The sequence below is a fragment of the Pseudomonas tohonis genome (genome assembly GCF_012767755.2).
In the GTDB taxonomy this organism is placed as follows: Bacteria; Pseudomonadota; Gammaproteobacteria; order Pseudomonadales; family Pseudomonadaceae; genus Metapseudomonas; species Metapseudomonas tohonis.
Map to the genome: position 1 here is coordinate 999162 of NZ_AP023189.1, position 19561 is coordinate 1018722.

General features: G+C 68.7%; 16 protein-coding genes. 4 read left to right on the plus strand and 12 right to left on the minus strand.

Annotated elements, in window-relative coordinates; translation table 11 throughout:
• The first annotated feature begins 87 nt into the window (after window positions 1-87).
• Window positions 88-2241, plus strand: a complete 2154-nt coding sequence (locus tag HSX14_RS04640) for a TonB-dependent copper receptor (protein ID WP_373874742.1) — start codon at window positions 88-90, stop codon at window positions 2239-2241.
• A gap of 56 nt (window positions 2242-2297) precedes the next feature.
• Entirely contained in the window at window positions 2298-3065 is a 768-nt protein-coding gene (locus HSX14_RS04645; RefSeq protein WP_173180115.1) for an alpha/beta hydrolase, read from the plus strand.
• 3 nt (window positions 3066-3068) lie between these two features.
• Here HSX14_RS04645 and HSX14_RS04650 read toward each other — a convergent pair whose 3' ends face one another.
• Window positions 3069-3539 carry a hypothetical protein gene (locus HSX14_RS04650; RefSeq protein ID WP_173180117.1) on the minus strand — a complete coding sequence of 157 codons (471 nt, stop codon included), beginning with the start codon at window positions 3537-3539 and terminating at the stop codon, window positions 3069-3071.
• 231 nt (window positions 3540-3770) lie between these two features.
• Here HSX14_RS04650 and HSX14_RS04655 point away from each other — a divergent pair, with 231 nt between their 5' ends.
• On the plus strand, window positions 3771-5729 hold the full coding sequence (locus HSX14_RS04655; protein WP_173180119.1) for a UvrD-helicase domain-containing protein: 1959 nt from the start codon (window positions 3771-3773) through the stop codon (window positions 5727-5729).
• A 423-nt stretch (window positions 5730-6152) separates the two neighbouring features.
• Window positions 6153-7046 carry a LysR family transcriptional regulator gene (locus HSX14_RS04660; RefSeq protein WP_173180121.1) on the plus strand — a complete coding sequence of 298 codons (894 nt, stop codon included), beginning with the start codon at window positions 6153-6155 and terminating at the stop codon, window positions 7044-7046.
• 16 nt (window positions 7047-7062) lie between these two features.
• Here the strand turns inward: HSX14_RS04660 and HSX14_RS04665 are convergent, their stop codons facing one another.
• From HSX14_RS04665 to exaC, 11 genes are all read right to left on the minus strand, one after another.
• A complete protein-coding gene (locus HSX14_RS04665; RefSeq protein ID WP_173180123.1) occupies window positions 7063-7671 on the minus strand; it encodes an isochorismatase family protein in 609 nt (202 codons plus the stop codon).
• 67 nt (window positions 7672-7738) lie between these two features.
• A complete protein-coding gene (locus HSX14_RS04670) occupies window positions 7739-8755 on the minus strand; it encodes an alpha/beta hydrolase (RefSeq protein WP_175384240.1) in 1017 nt (338 codons plus the stop codon).
• A gap of 354 nt (window positions 8756-9109) precedes the next feature.
• The gene (locus tag HSX14_RS04675; protein ID WP_373874775.1) at window positions 9110-9532 is read right to left on the minus strand and encodes a hypothetical protein; all 423 of its coding nucleotides are present in this window, start codon (window positions 9530-9532) and stop codon (window positions 9110-9112) included.
• Window positions 9533-9669: 137 nt separating this feature from the next.
• On the minus strand, window positions 9670-10047 hold the full coding sequence (locus tag HSX14_RS04680) for a response regulator (RefSeq protein ID WP_173180385.1): 378 nt from the start codon (window positions 10045-10047) through the stop codon (window positions 9670-9672).
• Window positions 10048-10071: 24 nt separating this feature from the next.
• Window positions 10072-11514 carry an ATPase domain-containing protein gene (locus HSX14_RS04685; protein ID WP_173180384.1) on the minus strand — a complete coding sequence of 481 codons (1443 nt, stop codon included), beginning with the start codon at window positions 11512-11514 and terminating at the stop codon, window positions 10072-10074.
• A gap of 193 nt (window positions 11515-11707) precedes the next feature.
• Window positions 11708-12853 (minus strand): two-component system sensor histidine kinase NtrB, encoded by a 1146-nt coding sequence (locus HSX14_RS04690; RefSeq protein WP_173180383.1) that lies wholly within the window; start codon window positions 12851-12853, stop codon window positions 11708-11710.
• 92 nt (window positions 12854-12945) lie between these two features.
• Window positions 12946-13641, minus strand: coding sequence for a glutathione S-transferase N-terminal domain-containing protein (locus tag HSX14_RS04695; RefSeq protein WP_173180382.1), 696 nt, complete (start codon window positions 13639-13641; stop codon window positions 12946-12948).
• A gap of 300 nt (window positions 13642-13941) precedes the next feature.
• Window positions 13942-14757, minus strand: coding sequence for an ethanolamine ammonia-lyase subunit EutC (eutC, locus tag HSX14_RS04700; RefSeq protein WP_173180381.1), 816 nt, complete (start codon window positions 14755-14757; stop codon window positions 13942-13944).
• A gap of 10 nt (window positions 14758-14767) precedes the next feature.
• Window positions 14768-16162 carry an ethanolamine ammonia-lyase subunit EutB gene (locus HSX14_RS04705; protein WP_173180380.1) on the minus strand — a complete coding sequence of 465 codons (1395 nt, stop codon included), beginning with the start codon at window positions 16160-16162 and terminating at the stop codon, window positions 14768-14770.
• A 55-nt stretch (window positions 16163-16217) separates the two neighbouring features.
• Window positions 16218-17588, minus strand: a complete 1371-nt coding sequence (gene eat / locus HSX14_RS04710; protein ID WP_173180379.1) for an ethanolamine permease — start codon at window positions 17586-17588, stop codon at window positions 16218-16220.
• 263 nt (window positions 17589-17851) lie between these two features.
• Window positions 17852-19372: an acetaldehyde dehydrogenase ExaC gene (gene exaC, locus HSX14_RS04715; RefSeq protein ID WP_175384241.1), complete on the minus strand. Its 1521-nt coding sequence runs from the start codon at window positions 19370-19372 to the stop codon at window positions 17852-17854.
• Between the last annotated feature and the right edge of the window lie 189 nt (window positions 19373-19561).

Genomic DNA, 19561 nt, shown 5'->3' on the forward strand with positions numbered 1-19561 from the left:
CTGAGCCTGCGGCCGTCCTGGTGACGCCGCCGACCCGACCTGCCTGTCGCGCCGACCGCGACGGGCCCACCGATTTCAGATCATGGAATGAACACGATGCACCTGCCTGCCAACCGCTCTACCCGTTTCGCCTTCCAGCCCGACGCCGCCCGCCTGCGCTGGCGCCACGCCTTCGCCCTGGCCGCCGGCCTCGCCTTCGCCGCGGGCGCCGTCGCCCACGAACACCAGCACGAGCCGCCCGTGGCACCCGTCGTGCCCGCCTCCGACGTGATCGAGGTCAGCGCGACCGTCATCACCGCCGTGCAACAGAGCTCGCCGCTGACCATCGTCACCGACCCGAAACAGGCCCGCCAGCCGGTGCCCGCCAGCGACGGCACCGACTACCTGAAGACCATTCCCGGCTTCGCCGCCATCCGCAACGGCGGCACCAACGGCGACCCGGTGCTGCGCGGCATGTTCGGCTCGCGCCTCAACCTGCGCACCAACGGCGGCCTGATGCTCGGCGCCTGCCCGGGGCGGATGGACGCACCGAGCTCCTACATCTCCCCCGAGACCTTCGACAAGCTCACCGTGATCAAGGGCCCGCAGACCGTGCTCTGGGGCCCCGGCGCCTCCGCCGGCACCGTGCTCTTCGAGCGCGAGCCGGAGCGCTTCGGCGAACTCGGCAGCCGCCTCCACGCCAGCCTGCTGGCCGGCTCCAACGGCCGCTTCGACCGCGTGCTGGACGGCGCCGTGGGCAACGAGACCGGCTACCTGCGCGCCACCGGAAACCACTCCCAGTCCGACGACTACGAGGACGGCAACGGCGATACCGTGCCCTCGCGCTGGGACAAGTGGAACGGCGACATGGCCATCGGCTGGACCCCGGACGCCGACACCCTCATCGAGCTCTCCGCCGGCCGTGGCAACGGCGAGTCCCGCTACGCCGGGCGCGGCATGGACGGCAGCCAGTTCCTGCGGGAAAGCCTCGGCCTGCGCTTCGAGCGCAGCAACCTCGGCGGTGTGCTCGACAAGCTGGAGGCTCAGGTCTACTACAACTACGCCGACCACGTGATGGACAACTTCCGCCTGCGCAACCCCGACCCGACCAGCTCGATGCCCATGCCGATGGCCTCGCAGGTGGACCGCCGCACCCTCGGCGCGCGCCTGGCCGCCACCTTCAAATGGACCGACGTGGAACTGGTGGCCGGCCTCGACGCCATGCGCAGCGAACACCGCAAGCGCGCCTCGCGCTACTCGATGATGAGCGGCACCTTCACCGACGCCGACCAGTTCCCCCGTACCCGCGACGCGCTGATGCACAGCTACGGCGCCTTCGGCGAGCTGACCTGGTACGTGGAAGAGGGCGACCGCGTGGTGGCCGGCGCGCGCCTGGACCGCTCCGACGCCAAGGACTACCGCCGCACCCTGGGCATGATGGGCATGGCCAACCCGACCTTCGGCGAGACCCGTGCCGACACCCTGCCCAGCGGCTTCGCGCGCTACGAGCACGACCTGGACAGCGCCACCACCGTCTATGCCGGCCTCGGCCACGTGCAGCGCTTCCCCGACTACTGGGAGCTGTTCTCGCCCAACCAGGGCCCGGCCGGGGCGCGCAACGCCTTCGATGGCGTGAAGCCGGAGAAGACCACCCAGCTCGACTTCGGCGTGCAGTACAGCGAGGGCGACCTGGAGGCCTGGGCGTCCGGCTACGTCGGCCAGGTGCGCGACTACATCCTCTTCACCTACACCCCGGGGATGATGGGCGACACCTCGCGGGCCGAGAACATCGACGCGCGCATCATGGGCGGCGAGCTGGGCGCGGCCTACCGCCTGGACGGCAACTGGAAGACCGACGCCACCCTGGCCTACGCCTGGGGCAAGAACAGCTCCGACGGCCGCGCGCTGCCGCAGATGCCGCCGCTGGAAGCGCGCCTGGGCCTGACCTACGAGCGTGACGACTGGAGCGCCGGTGCCCTGTGGCGCGTGGCCGCCGCGCAGAACCGCGTGGCCGAGGGCCAGGGCAACGTGGTGGGGCAGGACTTCGGCAAGAGCGGAGGCTTCGCGGTGTTCTCCCTCAACGGTGCCTACCGCCTGACCCGCGACATCAAGCTCAGCGCCGGGGTCGACAACCTCTTCGACAAGGCCTACGCCGAGCACCTCAACCTCGCGGGCGATGCCGGCTTCGGCTTCCCCGCCGAGCCCGAGGCGATCAAGGAGCCCGGCCGCACCCTGTGGACCAAGGTGGACTTCAGCTTCTGATAGGCTGAGCGCCCCCGCGCCCGGCGCGGGGGCCTTCCTTCCACGGGAAACCAGCCATGCCGCGTGCCCTGCTCTGGACCACCTTCGTTGCCGTCCTGCTCTACCTGGCGCTTTGCGCCGCGCTCTTCGTGTTCCAGCGGGCGCTGCTCTACTTCCCCCAGCCCCGTGCCGTGCAGGCGCCGGAAAGCACCCTGGAGCTGCCGGTGGCCGAGGGGCGCCTGGTGGTCACCGTGCGCTCGCGCCCGGGTGCCGACGCGCTGCTGTACTTCGGCGGCAACGCCGAGGACGTGTCGATGAACCTTGTGCAACTGGCCGGGGCCTTCCCCGACCACGCGCTCTACCTGATGCACTACCCCAGTTACGGCGGCAGTTCCGGCGAGCCGGGCGAGGCGCTGATCCTGAATGACGCGCAGCGGCTGTTCGACCATATCCACGCCGAGCATCCACGCGTGGCGGTGGTGGGGCGCAGCCTGGGTTCCGGGGTCGCCGTGCAGCTGGCCAGCCAGCGGCCGGTGAGCCGGCTGGTGCTGATCACCCCCTACGACAGCATCGAGAACGTCGCCGCCGGGCGCTTCCCCTGGGCACCGGTGCGCTGGCTGCTGAAGGATCGCTACCGCTCGGCGGATGTCGCCGGCGCGCTGCGGGTGCCGACGCTGCTGATGCTGGCCGGCGACGACCAGGTCATCCCGCGCGAGAGCAGCGACCGCCTGGCGGCGGCCTTCGCCCCCGGCGTGGCGCGGCTGGAGGTGCTGGCCGGCGCGGGCCACAACGACATCTCCCTGCACCCGCGCTACCTGGCGTTGCTGGGCGAGGCCCTGCGCTGAGGCTCAGGCGTAGATGCTGATGCCGCCCTTGGCCTGCAGCCAGTCGCGGTAGGTCTCCAGCGAGCTGGTCTGCTTGTCGCCATTCACACCGACGAAGGAGAAGGCGCCTTCCAGGCCCTTGTCGAGCAGCTTCTGCACCTGGGTCAGCATCTTGGCGGCGTCGTCGCGGTCCAGGGTCGATACGTCCGGCAACTGCATCTGCGCGCCGTTGCCGCCGTTGAGGCCGGCCCGGGTCGCCGCGCTGGCATTGCTCAGCACGTTGCTGGTGTTGCCGGCCATGGCGTTCATCAGCCCGCCGCGCCCCTGGGCCACCAGGTTGGCGGCGAACTGGCGCAGTTCGGCGATGGGGTCGGCGGGCTTCTGCGGTGTCTTGTCCTCGGTGCCGGACGTGGAGCCGCTGGTGCCGGTGGTCGACGGTTTGGTGGCACTGGCGAGGTAGGTGGCCAGCGGCGAGCTGTTGGAGATGATGGTCATGGCCTTTCCCTGGATGCAGAGGATGCGCGGCTCAGTTGCAGGGATCGGGCCATAACCGCAGAAGCCCCGTCGCAGAGGGCTTCCAGCCCGGGACCCGCATGCGGCGACGGCGGCGCCTTGCCGGCGCGGGGCAAGGCCTTGCCGCCGGTTGGCCAGGGGCCAGCAACTGACGCCGTGGTGGCAAAGCCCTTATCATCGCGCCCCGTTATTCGCTTTCCCCGGATCATTCGGATGCTCTCTGCCGTCAAGCGCTACAAGTCGCTGCTCTCCGGAGCGCTGGCGCGTTATTTCCCCCGTACCACCGCCTACCTGCGCGAAGAGCGCGAAGCCGCGCAGGCCATGGCCGCCCAGGCGCAGAAGAAGCCCCGTGGGCGCAGCCGCAAGGGCGCCACCAGCACCCCCAAGGGCCGTGCCGGCGGCAAGAAGTCCGCGCCAAAGGAGCCGGGCGGGGCCGTCGCGGCAACCGCGCAAGCGCCTGACAACGGCATCTACGGTGGCGCCCTGCGGCAGAGCGCCGGCGCGGCCGAGGCCATGCGCGAGAAGGTCGCCGCCGCCGTGGCCGCCGGTGTGGTCGCCGCGCCTTCGGACGAGCAGTGGGCGATGATCCTCGGGCGCGCGCCGGTCACCCGCATCTTCGCCGGTGCCGGCTCCGGCAAGTCCACCACCCTGGTGCTGCGCGTGGTGTTCATGCTCTGCCACCTGGGCATCGAGCCGGGCAGGCTCACCGTCATCTCCTTCACCAACGCCTCCTGCGCGCAGCTGCGCGACCAGTTGCAGCGGGTGCTCGGCTTCTGGGATTTCCCCCTCGACGCCGCCCAGGCGCGCCAGTGCGTGCGCACCTTCCACTCGACCATGGGCGTGCTGGCCAAGGCGGCGCTGGGCAACCCCGCCTGGTTCGAACAGCTGGACGACCGCGACCCCGGCGCCGAACCGGACAACCCCCTGGCCGCCGGCCGCCTGCGCCCGGCCCAGCAACGCCTGCTGGAGGAGGCCTACCAGGGCTGCTACGCCGCCGATGCCACCTTCCGCCAGCGGGTGCATCGCCTGCTCGGGCTGCCGGAGCCCGTGGAAGAGGAGGGCAGCGCCATCGGCCCGGCGCCCCGCGACCCGCTGCGCCTGGCCGGCGAACTGACCGCGCTGCCGCTGCCCGAGGCCTTCCATGGCCAGGCCGGGTTCATCGAAAGCATCGGCCTGCGCATCGAGGCGCTGCAGCCGGAAAAGCTCAACTGCCCGCCCCAGGAGCGGCTCTTCATCGAGGCCCTGCAACCCTTCTGGGCGCGCTTCCAGGCGCTGCTGCGCGAGCGTGGCCTGATGACCTTCAACGACGCCTTCGCCGAACTCACCCGTCGCCTGGAGGCCGGCAGCGTCGACGCCGCGCTGCTGGAGCCGCTGACGCACCTGCTGATCGACGAGTTCCAGGACATCTCCCCGCAGATCGTCCAGTGGCTGCAGACCGTGCACCGCCAACTGGCGCGCTCGCGCCGGGCGCCGAGCCTGATGGCCATCGGCGACGACTGGCAGTCCATCTACGGCTGGCGTGGCAGCTCCCCGGAACTGTTCATGGATTTCGACCGCCACTTCCCCGGCAAGGGCAAGGCGAAGAAGAGCAAGGTGCTGCTGCTGGAAACCAACTACCGCTCCATCGAGGCGGTGGTGCGCGATGGCGAGGCGGTGCTCGGCGGCGTCGCCTTCAAGCAGGAGAAGAGCAGCCGCGCGGTGAAGCTCGCCCAGCCGGACGACGGCGTGCGCCTGGTGCAGGGCTTCGAGCTGGCCGCCGGCCTGGCGGACCTGATCGCCGACATCCAGGCCCAGTGCCGGCATGTCGAGGAGCGGGGCAGCGGCGAGCGTACCGCCGTGCTCCTGCTCGGCCGGCGCAACGAGGTGCTGCGCAGCATCCAGGCGCAGCTCGATCCGGCGCTGCCGGTGAAGGCCTACAGCATCCACCGTGCCAAGGGCCTGCAGGCGGAGGTGGCGGTGATCGTCGACGACTGCCTGCCCACCGAGGCGCACCCGCTGCGCAATGCCCTCTATGCGCGCTGCGGTTTCTTCCGCAACAGCTACGACCAGGCCATGCGCGACGAGAGCCTGCGCCTGGCCTACGTCGCCATCACCCGTGGCGTCAGCCGCGTCATCTGGTACTGCCGCAAGGCCCAGGGCGCCACCGCCGTGCTGGCCGGGCGCGGCCGCTGAACCTGTAGGAGCGAGCTCTGCTCGCGAAGCTCCTGCGGCGCTCATGCTCGCGCATGGGTGTGGGGCTTTTGTAGGGGCGACTTCAGTCGCCAAGCGGTGCGCAGCGCCGCCTCTCTGCGGGCGCGAATTCTTTCGCGATCGGAGCCCCGGACTGAAGTCCGGGCTACGGGCTCGCGAAGTGCTTGGCGGCGGGGTCAGTCAACACCCCATTGGTGGATGAAAAGAGCGTCATCCACCCAACACAACGGTCATGCTCGTGCACGGGCATGGCGCCCTCGTGGGAGCGAATTCATTCGCGATCGGACCTCCCCGGACTGTCGCTGAAAATCTTGTCACACCGGTACAACCGCGCCCCTTGCGGTACGCCGGGGGAGGCTTGCTATCGTGGGCAGCCGGCCATCCGCGGCCACCTCTGGAGCCCCCGTGAACTTCGACTGGAACGACATCCCCCTGCTGCTGGCGCTGGCCCGCCACGGCAGCATGAGTGCGGCCGGGCGGTCCCTCGGCATCGACCCTTCCACCATGAGCCGGCGCCTGGCGGCGGCGGAGCAGAGCCTGCAGACCCGGCTGTTCATCCGCGACACCACGCGCTACCACGCCACCGAGGCGGGGCAGGTGTTCCTGGCCTATGCCGAGCGGGTGCTGGGGGATGTGCAGAGCATGCTGCTGGACACCCGCAGCGAGGCCAGCGAAGTAGGCGGTGCGGTGCGCCTGACGTCCATCGACTTCCTGTTCAGCCACTGGCTGGTGGAGCACATGCCGGCCCTGGCCAGCACTTACCCGGAGCTGCAGTTGCAGCTGCTGGTGGCCAACCAGTCGCTGTCCTTTACCCGCCGCGAGGCAGATTTCGCCCTGCGCCTGGCGCGCCCCCAGGACGATGCCGCGCTGGTGATGCGCAAGGTCGGCGACCTGGGCTTCGCCGTGTACGGCGCCGAGTGCCATGTGGGCCTGACCCGCGAGCAATGGTGCGAGCAGCCCTGGCTGGCCTATGGCGAGGAGCTGGACGGCATGCCGGAGATGAAGTGGCTGGGCAACCTTTCGCCATCGCTGCGCTGCCCGCTGCGGGTGAGCAGCGTCAGCACCCTGGTGCAGGCCTGCGCCACCGGCATGGGGCTGGCGCTGCTGCCCTGCCTGCTGGGCGAGCGCCATGGCCTGCGTCGCCTGGGGGCGGGGCCCGAGTTGCACCGCGAGGTGTGGTTGCTGAGCCACCGTGATGCCGGGCGCATCGGTCGCTACCAGGCGGTGTCGCGCTGGCTGACGGAGTGCTTCGAGCGGGATGCGGCGCGCTTGCGGGGTGATGTTATTTCCCCGGGCTGAAGCCCGGGGGACGTCATCACAGTCCCAGGGGGCCGCCGTGTGTTCGGGCGATTTCCAGCACCCGGGCGGCGGTTGCCGTGCGTGACCAGTCGCGCTGCAACTCCAGCAGGTACTGCAGGCTGGTGAGCGGCTGCACGCCCCGTTGCAGCAAGCGCTGCAGGCCGGTTTCCTGGGCCAGGGGCGAGACATCGCCGCCGGCATCCACCACGAGATACACCGCGAAGCCCTGGCCCAGCGCCGAGAGCGCGGTGGCGGTGATGCTCACCGACGTCCACAGCCCGGCCAGCACCAGGCGGCGCTGGCCGCTGGCGTTGACCCGTTCGATGAAGGGGGCGTCTTCCCAGGCGTTGAAGGTGCGGCGGCGGAGCACCGGCTGCTCGGGGAATACCGCGGTGAGCTCTTCCAGCAGCTCACCTGCGAAGGCCGGCGCGTCGAGGCTGCTCAGCAGCGTCGGCACCTCGAACTGCCAGGCGGCCTTGGCCAGCAGGGCGAGGTTGTCGCGCAGGGTGATGGCGTCGATGGAGCGGGTGGCCAGGGCGGGCTGGGCCTGGTGGTCGAGCAGCACCAGCAGGTGGTTGTCGGGAGCCAGCAGGGCGGCGTCCGGCTGGGCGATGGCGGGGATCATGGCGGTCTCCTGCTGCATGCGCGAGCGCCCCGGCAGCACAAGGCGGCCGGGGCGCAGGCGGGTGGGTTCACTGCAGGTGTTTCTTCAGCTCGGCGCCGGCCTGGAGCATGGCCGAGCGCACCGCCGGGACCTGGTTGACCACGTTGAGCAGGCCGTAGTCGTGGATCATGCCGTTGTAGCGCACGGCGGTGACCTCGACGCCGGCGGCGTCCAGCTTGCGGGCGTAGGCTTCGCCTTCGTCACGCAGCACGTCGAACTCGGCGGTCTGGATCAGGGTCGGCGGCAGGCCTTTCAGTTGCTCGGTGGTGGCGCGCAGGGGCGATGCGTGGATCTCGGCGCGCTGCTTCGGGTCGGTGGTGTAGCTGTCCCAGAACCACTGCATCATCGGCTTGGTGAGGAAGTGCCCCTGGGCGAACTGGTTGTACGAGGCCGTCTCGAAGTTGGCGTCGGTCACCGGCCACAGCAACACCTGGGCGCGCAGTTTCGGGGTGCCCTGTTCCTTGGCCATCAGCGCCACCACCGCCGCCATGTTGCCGCCGACGCTGTTGCCGGCCACCGCCAGGCGCGAGCTGTCGACGCCGATGTCCTTGTCGTGCTCGGCCACCCATTTGGTGGCGGCGTAGGCCTGGTTGATGGCGGTGGGGTACTTGGCTTCCGGCGAGGGGGTGTAGTTCACGTAGACGGCGACCGCGCCGGAGTTCACCACCAGGTCATGGATCAGGCGTTCGTGGGTGGGGTAGTCGCCCAGCACCCAGCCGCCGCCGTGGAAGAACATGAACACCGGCAGGTCGCCCTTGGCGCCTTCGGGGCGGACGAGGGTCAGCTCCAGGGGCTGGCCATTGATCTCGATGCTCTTCTTCTCGACGCGGGTGCCGGAGAGGTCGACCTTGACGCCCGCCTGGGCGCCCACCAGCACGGCACGGGCATCCTTCGGCGCCAGGGTTTCCAGGGGCTTGCCGTTGCCGGCTTCGAGGGCTTCGAGGAAGGCCTGGGTGGTGTGTTCCACGCCGGGGCTGCCGGCGGCGAAGGCGCTGCCGATGGACAGGGCGAGGGTGGCGGCGATCAGGTTGGTCTGCAGTTTCATGGCGGTGTCCTCGGGATTCTCTAATGGGTGTCGTGTCGGTTGTTCGGGGTTGTTCGAAAGCACGACGCCATGATTGCCGTGAACCGCCGCCAGCGGAACGGACAGCCCTGCAAGGTGGCTTTGCAGTTCTGCAAGGCGAGCCAGGAAGGCTCTGGGACGGGGGGTGGGAAGGGGTGGGGCGAGCACCGCCCGGGCTTCAACGGCTGCGAATGCCCTGGAGGCGATGCTCGGCTTCAGCCAAGAGCGAGTGGGGCCTGGCTCCGCCTTCTGGAGGTAACGCGACCTCCATCAGGCGTGTCGTGCCCACATGGCCTTGTGGGCGCGCATGCATTCGCGCAGGGAGGCCCGGAAGCCTCAGATGAAGGCTTCGGTGTCGCGGATCAGCACGGCGTGGTGGCCGTCTTCGTCCTCGAAGATTTCGTAGAGGTAGTACATCTGGATGGCGCCTTCGGCTGTGCTGACGGCGACCTGGTCGCCGGCTTCGGCGGTGAAGTAGGCGCGGCTGGCGGGGGCGGCGATGCATTCGATCAGGGCGCTGAAGAATTCCTCGGGGTCGCTGCCGTCGTAGTAGTCGGCACGCTCCTCGGCGCTCCATTCGGCGGGTGGCTGGAAGGTGCCGGTGATCAGCACGCGGGCATCGCCCAGGTCTTCTTCCTCGGCGTCGGGGTCATCTTCGTCGCCGCGGTAGAGGGTGGCTTCGAGTGCGACGGTGCTGGCCAGCACGGCCTGGCGGGAAGCGAAGCGACGCTGCGGGTCGAGCGCGGCGGCCTGGCAGATCTGGACCCAGGTGGGGTCGCTGGCGAGTTCTTGGGTGGACACGGCGGTCTCCGCAGGGGCTGAAAGGCGGCAGTTTCCGGGAGGCGGGCGAGGCTTGCAATGGGCCGCTGATGAGCGCAGGCCGATGAGGAGGGGAGTCAGTCGGCCTGGCCGTCGCTGGGGCCGATCAGCTGCGCGACCGTGGCGATCACGGCGTTGATGTCGAAGGGCTTGTCGAACACGGCGGCGAACAGGTCGCCCCGGTCACGGCCGACGCTGCCCTGGGCGCCGCTCATGAGGATGATCGGCAGGTCGGACGATTGCGTGCGGGCGCGGATCGCCTGGGCGAACTCGAGCCCATCCATGATCGGCATCATGAAGTCGGTGATGACCAGGGCCGGGCGCTCGCGGTCGAGGACTTCCAGGCCACGGCGGCCGTTGCCGGCCTTCACGACCATGTAGCCCTCGTCCTCCAGGGCGAAGGCCAGGATGTCCGCAATCAGATACTCGTCATCGACTACCAGGATCGTTGTCATTAAGCGCTGACCGATGGGCGGGTTTCAGATGCCGGCATTGGGTGTGGCAACCCCGGACATGACGGCGGTCGCGTTCTTGAAGGCCTTGTCGAGTGCGATGCCGTGGTCATGGATGAGGACTTCCAGCAAAGAGGGATCGTAGCGGCTGTCCCTCATCTTCAGAATCGACAGCAGTCGTTTCAGTTCAGAGTTCATTTCCACGTAGCGCATCAGCACCAGGTTGTCGACGATGCTCGAAAGCTCCGGCGCCGGGGCGTTGATATCGGCGCTGTACAGGTCGCGCATCTCCCAGGTGGCGAAGACGGTGACGTCCAGCGCGCGCAACTCGTTCATCAGCGCGCTGAAGAATTCCACCAGGCGCGCCTGGTTGGTGGCGACGCGCGCCATGCCGCCGAGGCTGTCGATGTGCACGCGCTTGATGCCCTTCTCGGTCACCGCATTGATCAGGCGTGCGCCGAGGCCATCGAGCAGGCCTTCGGTGGTGGGCTGCCACATCAGGTGCAGGGCGCCGGCTTCTTCCAGGGCCTTGAGGTCGACGCCGATGCTGCGTGCCTTCAGGCGCAAGCGCTCGGGCGACTCGTAGAAGCCGAAGTGCAGGCCCGGCTCCTCCGGCGTGGACTGGGCGAGGAAGCTGATGCCGAGGCTGGTCTTGCCGACGCCGGCGGGGCCCATCACCAGGGTGGCCGAGGAGCGCGGCAGGCCGCCGTCGATCAGCGCGTCGAGGCCGCTGATGCCGCTGGATACGCGGTGCAGGTCCGCGTTATCGGTACGGGAAGGACGGCTGTAGAGGGTTTCCAGGCGCGGGTAGACGACCAGGCCGTCGTCGGTGATCTCGCATTCGTGCAGGCCGGAGAGTGCGCCGCTGCCACGGGTCTTGCGCAGCTGGATGCGTCGTACCGAGCGGGCGCCGAACAGCTCTTCGCCCAGCTCGATCACGCCGTCGACCATGGTGTGCTCGGGGCTGCCGTCGTCCAGGCGCGCACTGGTGAGGAACAGCACGGTGCAGCCGGCGAACGCGGCGTGGCCCTGCAGCTCACCGATGAATTTCTTGGTGTCCAGCGGGGTATCCGCCTTGGAGCGGGCATTGAGCAGGCCGTCGACGATCAGCACGGTGGCCTTCTGCCTGCTGATCTCGCGGCGCAGCAGCTTGACCACTTCGTCCAGGCCTTCGTTCTCCAAGGTGTCGAAGGCGCTGACGAACTGGATCTGCGCACCGATCTGCGAGGCGTCGAAGAAGCTCAGGGTGGAGAGGAACTGGAAGAGCCGTTCATGGGTTTCGGCCAGCAGGGTGGCGACCAGCACCCGCCCGCCGTCGCGCACATGGTTGAAGGCGATCTGGTTGGCGAGGATGGTCTTTCCCGACCCGGGACGGCCCTGGACGATGTAGGACGCACCGGCAACCAAGCCACCCTTCAACAGGGCATCCAGCCCTTCGATGCCGCTCTGAAGGCGTTTTAGCTGTTCCAAGTTCTGGCCTGCCTCATCTGGAAGTTCGCTGGAAAGGGCCGACTGCACCTGCTCTGGAGCCCGGTCCGCCGGCGTTGCGCACTGCGTCCGGGTGTCGGGGTCGGCCTGAATCCCGGCGATTCTACGCTGCCGGGCTCCGGTCAGCGATAGAGTCGTGCGCCCCGAACTAGTTCCTGTGCACTGCGCCTGCTTTTCAGCGGGCCTCGCGTGGGCGGGCGGGCAGGCACAGGGTCACGCTGGTGCCCACGCCCGGCGTGCTGTCCACGCGGATGGTGCCACCCTGCTGGCGGATGAAGCCGTAGGCCTGGCTCAGCCCCAGCCCGGTGCCCTTGCCGAGGCCCTTGGTGGTGAAGAAGGGCTCGAAGATGCGCGGCAGGATCTCGGGCGCGATGCCGACGCCGTTGTCACGCACCGTGAGCAGGACGAAGTCGCCGTGCAGGTTCTCCCACTCGCCCTGCAGCCGGCGGTTTTCGGCGCGCAGCACGATGGTGCCGCTCTCCTGCATGGCGTCGCGGGCGTTGAAGATGAGGTTGAGCAGGGCCATCTCCAGCTGGCTCGGGTCCACCAGGATCGGGTGCAGCGGCGGGCACAGCTGCAGCTCCAGGCTCATGCCCTTGGGCAGCGCCTGGGTGAAGAACATCTGCGCCGAATGCAGGGTGTTCTCCAGCTCCACGAGCTGTTGCTGCTGGTCTCGCTGACGGGCGAAGGAGAGCAGGTGCTGGGTCAGGTGGCTGCCGCGCAGGCCGGCTTCGTGGATGCTGCCCAGGAGCTCCTTGAGGCGCTTGGGGTCCTGGGTGCGGGCGGCCAGCGCCGAGGCGCCGATGATGACCGTGAGCAGGTTGTTGAAGTCATGGGCCATGCCGCCGGTGAGCTGGCCCAGGGCTTCGAGCTTCTGCGCCTGGAACAGTTGGGCGCGCAGTTCCTGCAGCTGCAGTTCGGAGTCGTGGCGCTCGGTCATGTCGCGGGTGATCTTGGCCAGGCCGATGACCCGGCCCTCTTCGTCGTGCACCACGTCCATCACCGCCAGGGCCCAGAAGCGTGTGCCGTCGCGACGCACCCGCCAGCCCTCGTCCTGGGCGCGGCCGGTGGTCAGCGCAGTGGCCAGAAGGTGCGCCGGACGGCCGGCGGCGCGGTCCTCGTCGGTGAAGAACATCGACAGGTGCTGGCCGATGGCCTGTTCGGCGCTGTAGCCCTTGATCCTCTCCGCGCCGGCGTTCCAGCTGACGATGCGGCCCTCGACCGACACCATATAGATGGCGTAGTCGACCACCGCCTTGACCAGCAGCTCGTAGCCACGTGCGCTCAGGTCTTCGTTGGGCTTCGGGGGAATGGGGTCCATGTACACCTGCTCGGGCTGGGAACCTGCGGATGCAGGGCCGTGTAAATCCATCCGGCCACCGTGCGCCGGGCCGTCCGGCTCCTGCCTGGCGCTCATCCCGGGATCTTCAGGCCGCGTGCCACCGCCGGACGTGCGAGGAAGGCTTGCAGCGCGCGGTTCACGTTGGAGAAGTCATCGAAGCCGACCAGCTCGCCCGCTTCGTAGAAACCGACCAGGTTGCGTATCCAGGGGAAGGTGGCGATGTCGGCGATGCCGTAGTCGTCCAGGAGCCAGTCGCGCCCCTGCAGCCGTCGGTCGAGCACCGCCAGCAGGCGCCTGGACTCGGCGACGTAACGGTCGCGCGGGCGCTTGTCCTCATAGTCCCTGCCGGCGAATTTGTTGAAGAAGCCGAGCTGGCCGAACATCGGGCCGATCCCGCCCATCTGGAACATCAGCCACTGGATCGCCTCGTAGCGCCCGGCCGCGTCGTCGGGTATCAGGCGGCCGCTCTTCTCCGCCAGGTAGAGCAGGATGGCGCCGGACTCGAACAGCGCCAGCGGCTGGCCGCCGGGGCCGTCCGGGTCGAGGATCGCGGGGATCTTGTTGTTCGGGTTGAGGGAGAGGAATTCGGGGGACAGCTGGTCATTGGTATCGAAGCTGACCTTGTGCGCCTCGTAGGGCAGGCCGATCTCCTCGAGCATGATCGACACCTTTACCCCGTTGGGCGTGGGCAGCGAGTAGAGCTGCAGGCGGTCGGGATGCTGGGCGGGCCACTTGTGGGTGATGGGGAAGGCGGAAAGGTCGGTCATGAAGAGTCCTGTCGAATGGCTGCGGGACGAGCAGACAGCATGGCTGGGCCGCGGCGCTTGTCCAGTGGCGGCCACCCTGACCCGGCCGGATCGCGGGGCCCGTCACGTAAGTCGTGGTTTCCATCTCGACCGCTGGCGTTGCGTGCCGTTCAGTCACAGGGCAGGGAACCCCGCTGCCGAACCCGTGAATGAGCTTCCGCAGGATGGCTTGGAGCGAAGCTAAACCCATCGCGCCGGCCGCGCAGGGGATAGCCAGGGCCCGGTTTCCCCGTCATCGCGATCGAATGCGCGCCTACAGGTTCAGCTGCCCAGCAGGAAATTCCCCCGCACGGGTTGCTCGGCACCGTCGAGCAGCGGCACCTGGGAGTCGTCCTTGAGGTTGACCCCGGAGAGCTGGCGGCGGCTGGCTTCGCGCATCAGGTAGATGAGGCGGTGGGCGGCCAGGCCGTAGGAGAGGCCTTCCAGGCGCACGTTGGAGATGCAGTTGCGGCTGGCGTCGGTGAGGCCGACGCGGGGTGCCCAGGTGAAGTACAGGCCGAGGCTGTCGGGGGAGCTGAGGCCGGGGCGTTCGCCGATGAGGATCACCACCATCTTCGCCTCGAGCAGTTGGGCCACTTCGTCCGCCACCGCCACGCGGCCCTGTTCCACCAGGGCGATGGGGGCTGTACGCCAGCCGTCTTCCGCCGCCTGTTCCTCGAAGCGCTGGAGGAAGGGTAGGGCATGGCGTTGCACGGCGAGGGACGACAGGCCGTCGGCGATCACCAGCGCCAGGTCGTAGCCACCGGGGTTGGCTTCGGCGTGCTGGCGCAGGCGCTGGGCCGAGTCGTCGTCCAGGCGTCGGCCCAGGTCCGGGCGTTGCAGGTAGGTGTGGCGGTCGGCCGCGGCGCTGTGCAGCAGCAGGCTGTCGCGGCCGCGTTCGGCCAGTTCGGCGGCGAGGGCGGCGCGGTCGAAGGGCAGGTGTACGGCGTCGCGGGCCTGGGCGTGGGCGAACTGGAAGTCCAGCTGGGCTTCGGTGGGCAGGCTGGTGCCGGCGCGGCCGAGGGCGATGCGCGCGGGGGTGAGGCGGCGCAGTTCGCGCCAGGGGTTGTCCAGGGCGGGGCGCTTGTCGTGGGTCATCGAGGGCTCCTCAGCCGAGCTGCGCCAGGGCCTGGCGGAAGGCGGGCGGCAGTTGCTCGCCCAGGCGCACGCGGCCGTCCCGCTGGTGGGCGATGCCCATGCGTTCCAGCCAGGCCTCGAATTCGGGGGCCGGGCGCAGGCCCAGGCTCTGGCGGGCGTAGAGGGCGTCGTGGAAGGAGGTGGTCTGGTAGTTGAGCATCACGTCGTCGGAGCCGGGGATGCCCATGATGAAGTTGATGCCGGCGACGCCGAGCAGGGTCAGCAGCATGTCCATGTCGTCCTGGTCGGCTTCGGCGTGGTTGGTGTAGCAAATGTCGCAACCCATGGGCACGCCGAGGAGCTTGCCGCAGAAGTGGTCCTCCAGCCCGGCGCGGATGATCTGCTTGCCGTTGTAGAGGTATTCGGGGCCGATGAAGCCGACCACGGTGTTGACCAGGAAGGGGTCGAAGTGGCGTGCCACGGCGTAGGCGCGGGTCTCGCAGGTCTGCTGGTCGACGCCATGGTGGGCGTTGGCCGAGAGCGCGCTGCCCTGGCCGGTCTCGAAGTACATGAGGTTGTTGCCCAGGCTGCCGCGTTTCAGCGAGAGGCCGGCCTCGTGGCCTTCGCGGAGGATCTCCAGGCTGATGCCGAAGCTGGCGTTGGCCGCCTCGGTGCCGGCGATGGACTGGAACACCAGGTCCAGCGGTACGCCACGGTTGATGGCTTCGATCGAGGTGGTGACGTGGGTGAGCACGCAGGCCTGGGTGGGGATTTCGTAGCGCTGGATGATGGCGTCGAGCATCTCCAGCATCGCGCAGATGGATGACAGGCTGTCGGTGGCCGGGTTGATGCCGAGCATGGCGTCGCCGTTGCCGTAGAGCAGGCCGTCGAGAATGCTCGCGGCGATGCCGGCGGGCTCGTCGGTGGGGTGGTTGGGCTGCAGCCGCGTGGACATGCGCCCGCGCAGGCCCATGGTGTTGCGGAAGCGGGTGACGACGCGGATCTTCTGCGCCACCAGCACCAGGTCCTGCACGCGCATGATCTTCGACACCGCGGCGGCCATCTCCGGCGTCAGCCCGGGCGCCAGGGCGCGCAGTGAGGTCTCGTCGGCCATATCGCCGAGCAGCCAGTCGCGCAGCCCGCCGACCGTGAGGTGGCTGACCGGGTCGAAGGCGGCGCGGTCGTGGCCATCGATGATCAGGCGGGTGACTTCGTCGTCTTCGTAGGGGATCAGCGCTTCGTCGAGGAAGTGCTTGAGCGGGATGTCGGCCAGGGCCATCTGGGCGGCCACGCGCTCGCCGTCGCTGCTGGCGGCGACCCCGGCGAGGAAGTCGCCGGAGCGTGCCGGGCTGGCCTTGGCCATGACCTCCTTGAGGCTGTCGAAGCGCCAGGTCTGGCCGCCGACGCTATGGGTAAAAACTGCCATGTCGATCGTCCTGTCTGCGCCGGCCCCGCCATTGCGGCGGGGCCGGCCTGGGGGCTCAGATGCGGGTCAGCATCGCGTCGGCGGGGGCGCTGGCGCGGTGGTGGGCGGTGAACTGGAACCAGACGAAGCCCACCGCCATGATCGCCAGGAAGATCAGCCCGATCAGGGTGTTGAACCAGGCCATGGCCACCAGGCACACCACCGCCAGCAGCAGGGCGATGGCGGGGACTATCGGGTAGCCCGGCGCGCGGAAGGTGCGCTCCAGGTTCGGTTCGCTTTTGCGCAGCTTGAACAGGCTGAGCATGCTGATGATGTACATGACGATGGCGCCGAACACGCTCATGGTGATCATCGCGGCGGTCAGGCTCATGCCCTGCAGGTTGATCAGGCCGTCGCTGTAGATGGCGGCGATGCCGATCACGCCGCCGGCGATGATGGCGCGGTGCGGGGTCTGGAAGCGCGACAGCTTGGCCAGGCCGCGCGGCAGGTAGCCGGCACGGGCGAGGGCGAAGAACTGCCGCGAGTAGCCGAGGATGATGCCGTGGAAGCTGGCCACCAGGCCGAACAGGCCGATCCATACCAGCATGTGCATCCAGCCGGAGTTCTCGCCGACCACTGCCTTCATGGCCTGGGGCAGCGGGTCGTTGATCCCCGACAGCTGGCGCCAGTCGCCGACGCCGCCGGCCATGATCATCACGCCGATGGCGAGGAACACCAGGGTGAGGATGCCGGCCACGTAGGCGCGCGGGATGGTGCGTTTCGGGTCCTTGGCTTCCTCGGCGGCCATGGCCGCGCCCTCGATGGCGAGGAAGAACCAGATGGCGAAGGGGATGGCGGCGAAGATGCCGGAGATCGAGGCGCTGCTGAAGGTGTCCGAGCCGGCCCAGCCGTTGAGCACGAAGTTGCTGAAGCTGAAGCCCGGTGCCACCACGCCCATGAACACCAGCAGCTCGGCCACGGCGAGCACGGTGACCACCAGCTCGAAGGTGGCGGCGATGCTGACGCCGAGGATGTTCAGGGTCATGAACACGAAGTAGGCACCGACCGCCGCGTGCTTGGGATCGAGTTCGGGGAACTGCACGTTGAGGTAGGCGCCGATGGCCATGGCGATGGCCGGTGGGGCGAAGACGAATTCGATCAGCGTGGCGATGCCGGCGATCAGGCCGCCGCGCTCACCGAAGGCTCGGCTGCTGTAGGCGAAGGGGCCACCGGCGTGGGGGATGGCGGTGGTCAGCTCGGTGAAGCTGAAGATGAAGCAGGTGTACATGGTCGCCACCAGCAGCGTGGTGACCAGGAAGCCGAGGGTGCCGGCGGCGCCCCAGCCGTAGCTCCAGCCGAAATACTCGCCGGAAATCACCAGGCCGACGGCGATGCCCCAGAGGTGCAGGGTGCCGAGGGTGGGCTTGAGTTGGTTAGTGGTTGTCATGCGTGTCTCCGGAGGTTGCCTTGAGGGAAGTGGGGCGACGGATCGGAGAGGCGGGAGGCGGCGCGTGGCCCGAGCGGGCACGGACCACCGACTGCGGGCAGCAGCGAGGCGTGATGCACATGGTGTTCACCGTTTCTTGTTGTTGTAGTCGGATGGAGCCGGGGTGGAGCGGACCGGGCGCCGCCTGACTGGCGCCCGTTCCCGGTTCTACAAGGGGCCTCTCCTGGCCATGCGAGCTGCGCAGCTGGCCAGGAGAGTTTTCCTCAGAAGAAGCCCAGGGGGTTGATGTCGTAGCTCACCAGCAGGTTCTTGGTCTGCTGGTAGTGGTCGAGCATCATCTTGTGGGTCTCGCGGCCGACGCCGGATTTCTTGTAGCCACCGAAGGCGGCGTGGGCCGGGTACAGGTGGTAGCAGTTGGTCCACACGCGGCCGGCCTTGATGCCACGGCCCATACGGTAGGCGCGGTTGATGTCGCGGGTCCACAGGCCGGCACCCAGGCCGAACTCGGTGTCGTTGGCGATCGCCAGGGCCTCCGCCTCGTCCTTGAAGGTGGTGACGCCCACCACCGGGCCGAAGATCTCCTCCTGGAACACGCGCATCTTGTTGTTGCCCTTGAGCAGCGTCGGCTGGATGTAGTAGCCGGTCGCCAGGTTGCCTTCGAGCTTCTCGACGCCGCCGCCGGTGAGCACTTCCGCGCCTTCCTGCTGGGCGATGTCCAGATAGCTGAGGATCTTGTCGTACTGCTGCTCGGAGGCCTGGGCGCCGACCATGGTGTCGGTGTCCAGCGGGTCGCCACGCTTGATGGCCTTCACCTTCTTCATCACCTCGGCCATGAACGCCGGGTAGATGGATTCCTGCACCAGGGCGCGGGACGGGCAGGTGCACACCTCGCCCTGGTTGAAGAAGGCCAGCACCAGGCCCTCGGCGGCCTTCTCGATGAAGGCCGGCTCGGCCTGCATGATGTCTTCGAAGTAGATGTTCGGGCTCTTGCCGCCCAGCTCCACGGTGGAGGGGATGATGTTGGCGGCGGCGCACTTGAGAATGTGCGAGCCCACCGGCGTGGAGCCGGTGAAGGCGATCTTGGCGATGCGCTTGCTGGTGGCCAGCGCCTCGCCCGCTTCCTTGCCGAAGCCCTGCACCACGTTGAGCACGCCAGGCGGCAGCAGGTCGCCGATCAGCTCCAGCAGCACGCTGATGCCCAGGGGCGTCTGTTCCGCCGGCTTGAGCACCACGCAGTTGCCGGCGGCCAGGGCCGGGGCGAGCTTCCAGGCGGCCATCAGCAGCGGGAAGTTCCACGGGATGATCTGGCCGACCACGCCCAGCGGCTCGTGGATGTGGTAGGCGACGGTGTTCTCGTTGATCTCGGCGGCGCCGCCTTCCTGGGCGCGGATGCAGCCGGCGAAGTAGCGGAAGTGGTCGGCGGCCAGGGGGATGTCGGCGTTCAGCGTCTCGCGCACGGCCTTGCCGTTGTCCCAGGTCTCGGTGACGGCGAGCAGTTCCAGGTTGGCTTCGATGCGGTCGGCGATCTTCAGCAGGATCAGCGCGCGGTCCTGCACGGAGGTCTTGCCCCAGGCATCGGCGGCGGCGTGGGCGGCGTCGAGGGCCTTGTCGATGTCGGCGGCGTCGGAGCGGGGGAATTCGGCGATGGGCTGGCCGTTCACCGGCGAGGTGTTGGTGAAGTACTGGCCATTGACCGGCGGGACGAACTCGCCACCGATGTAGTTGCCGTAGCGGGCCTTGAAGGAAACGATGGCGCCGGGGGTTCCGGGTTGGGCGTAACGCATGGTCTATCTCCTGGCTCTTGTGCTTATTGGGGAGTTGGCGCCGAAGCGCTTTGATCAGCATAGAGCAAGGGCCGGGCCAGACCGGTGGAAGCCGCGTGGGACAAGGCTCCAGGCGTCGTGGGCAACGGCTGGCCGAAGGGCGCTGTCGCATGCCTGGTACGGGGCGGGTGACAGTCTGTCATGCATCCG

Excerpts from the sequence above, each read along its gene's own strand:
- HSX14_RS04640 (WP_373874742.1), top strand. The coding sequence starts at position 88 with ATGAACACGATGCACCTGCCTGCCAACCGCTCTACCCGTTTCGCCTTC.
- HSX14_RS04645 (WP_173180115.1), top strand. The coding sequence starts at position 2,298 with ATGCCGCGTGCCCTGCTCTGGACCACCTTCGTTGCCGTCCTGCTCTAC.
- HSX14_RS04650 (WP_173180117.1), bottom strand. The coding sequence starts at position 3,539 with ATGACCATCATCTCCAACAGCTCGCCGCTGGCCACCTACCTCGCCAGT.
- HSX14_RS04655 (WP_173180119.1), top strand. The coding sequence starts at position 3,771 with ATGCTCTCTGCCGTCAAGCGCTACAAGTCGCTGCTCTCCGGAGCGCTG.
- HSX14_RS04665 (WP_173180123.1), bottom strand. The coding sequence starts at position 7,671 with ATGATCCCCGCCATCGCCCAGCCGGACGCCGCCCTGCTGGCTCCCGAC.
- HSX14_RS04670 (WP_175384240.1), bottom strand. The coding sequence starts at position 8,755 with ATGAAACTGCAGACCAACCTGATCGCCGCCACCCTCGCCCTGTCCATC.
- HSX14_RS04680 (WP_173180385.1), bottom strand. The coding sequence starts at position 10,047 with ATGACAACGATCCTGGTAGTCGATGACGAGTATCTGATTGCGGACATC.
- HSX14_RS04690 (WP_173180383.1), bottom strand. The coding sequence starts at position 12,853 with ATGGACCCCATTCCCCCGAAGCCCAACGAAGACCTGAGCGCACGTGGC.
- HSX14_RS04695 (WP_173180382.1), bottom strand. The coding sequence starts at position 13,641 with ATGACCGACCTTTCCGCCTTCCCCATCACCCACAAGTGGCCCGCCCAG.
- eutC (WP_173180381.1), bottom strand. The coding sequence starts at position 14,757 with ATGACCCACGACAAGCGCCCCGCCCTGGACAACCCCTGGCGCGAACTG.
- HSX14_RS04705 (WP_173180380.1), bottom strand. The coding sequence starts at position 16,162 with ATGGCAGTTTTTACCCATAGCGTCGGCGGCCAGACCTGGCGCTTCGAC.
- eat (WP_173180379.1), bottom strand. The coding sequence starts at position 17,588 with ATGACAACCACTAACCAACTCAAGCCCACCCTCGGCACCCTGCACCTC.
- exaC (WP_175384241.1), bottom strand. The coding sequence starts at position 19,372 with ATGCGTTACGCCCAACCCGGAACCCCCGGCGCCATCGTTTCCTTCAAG.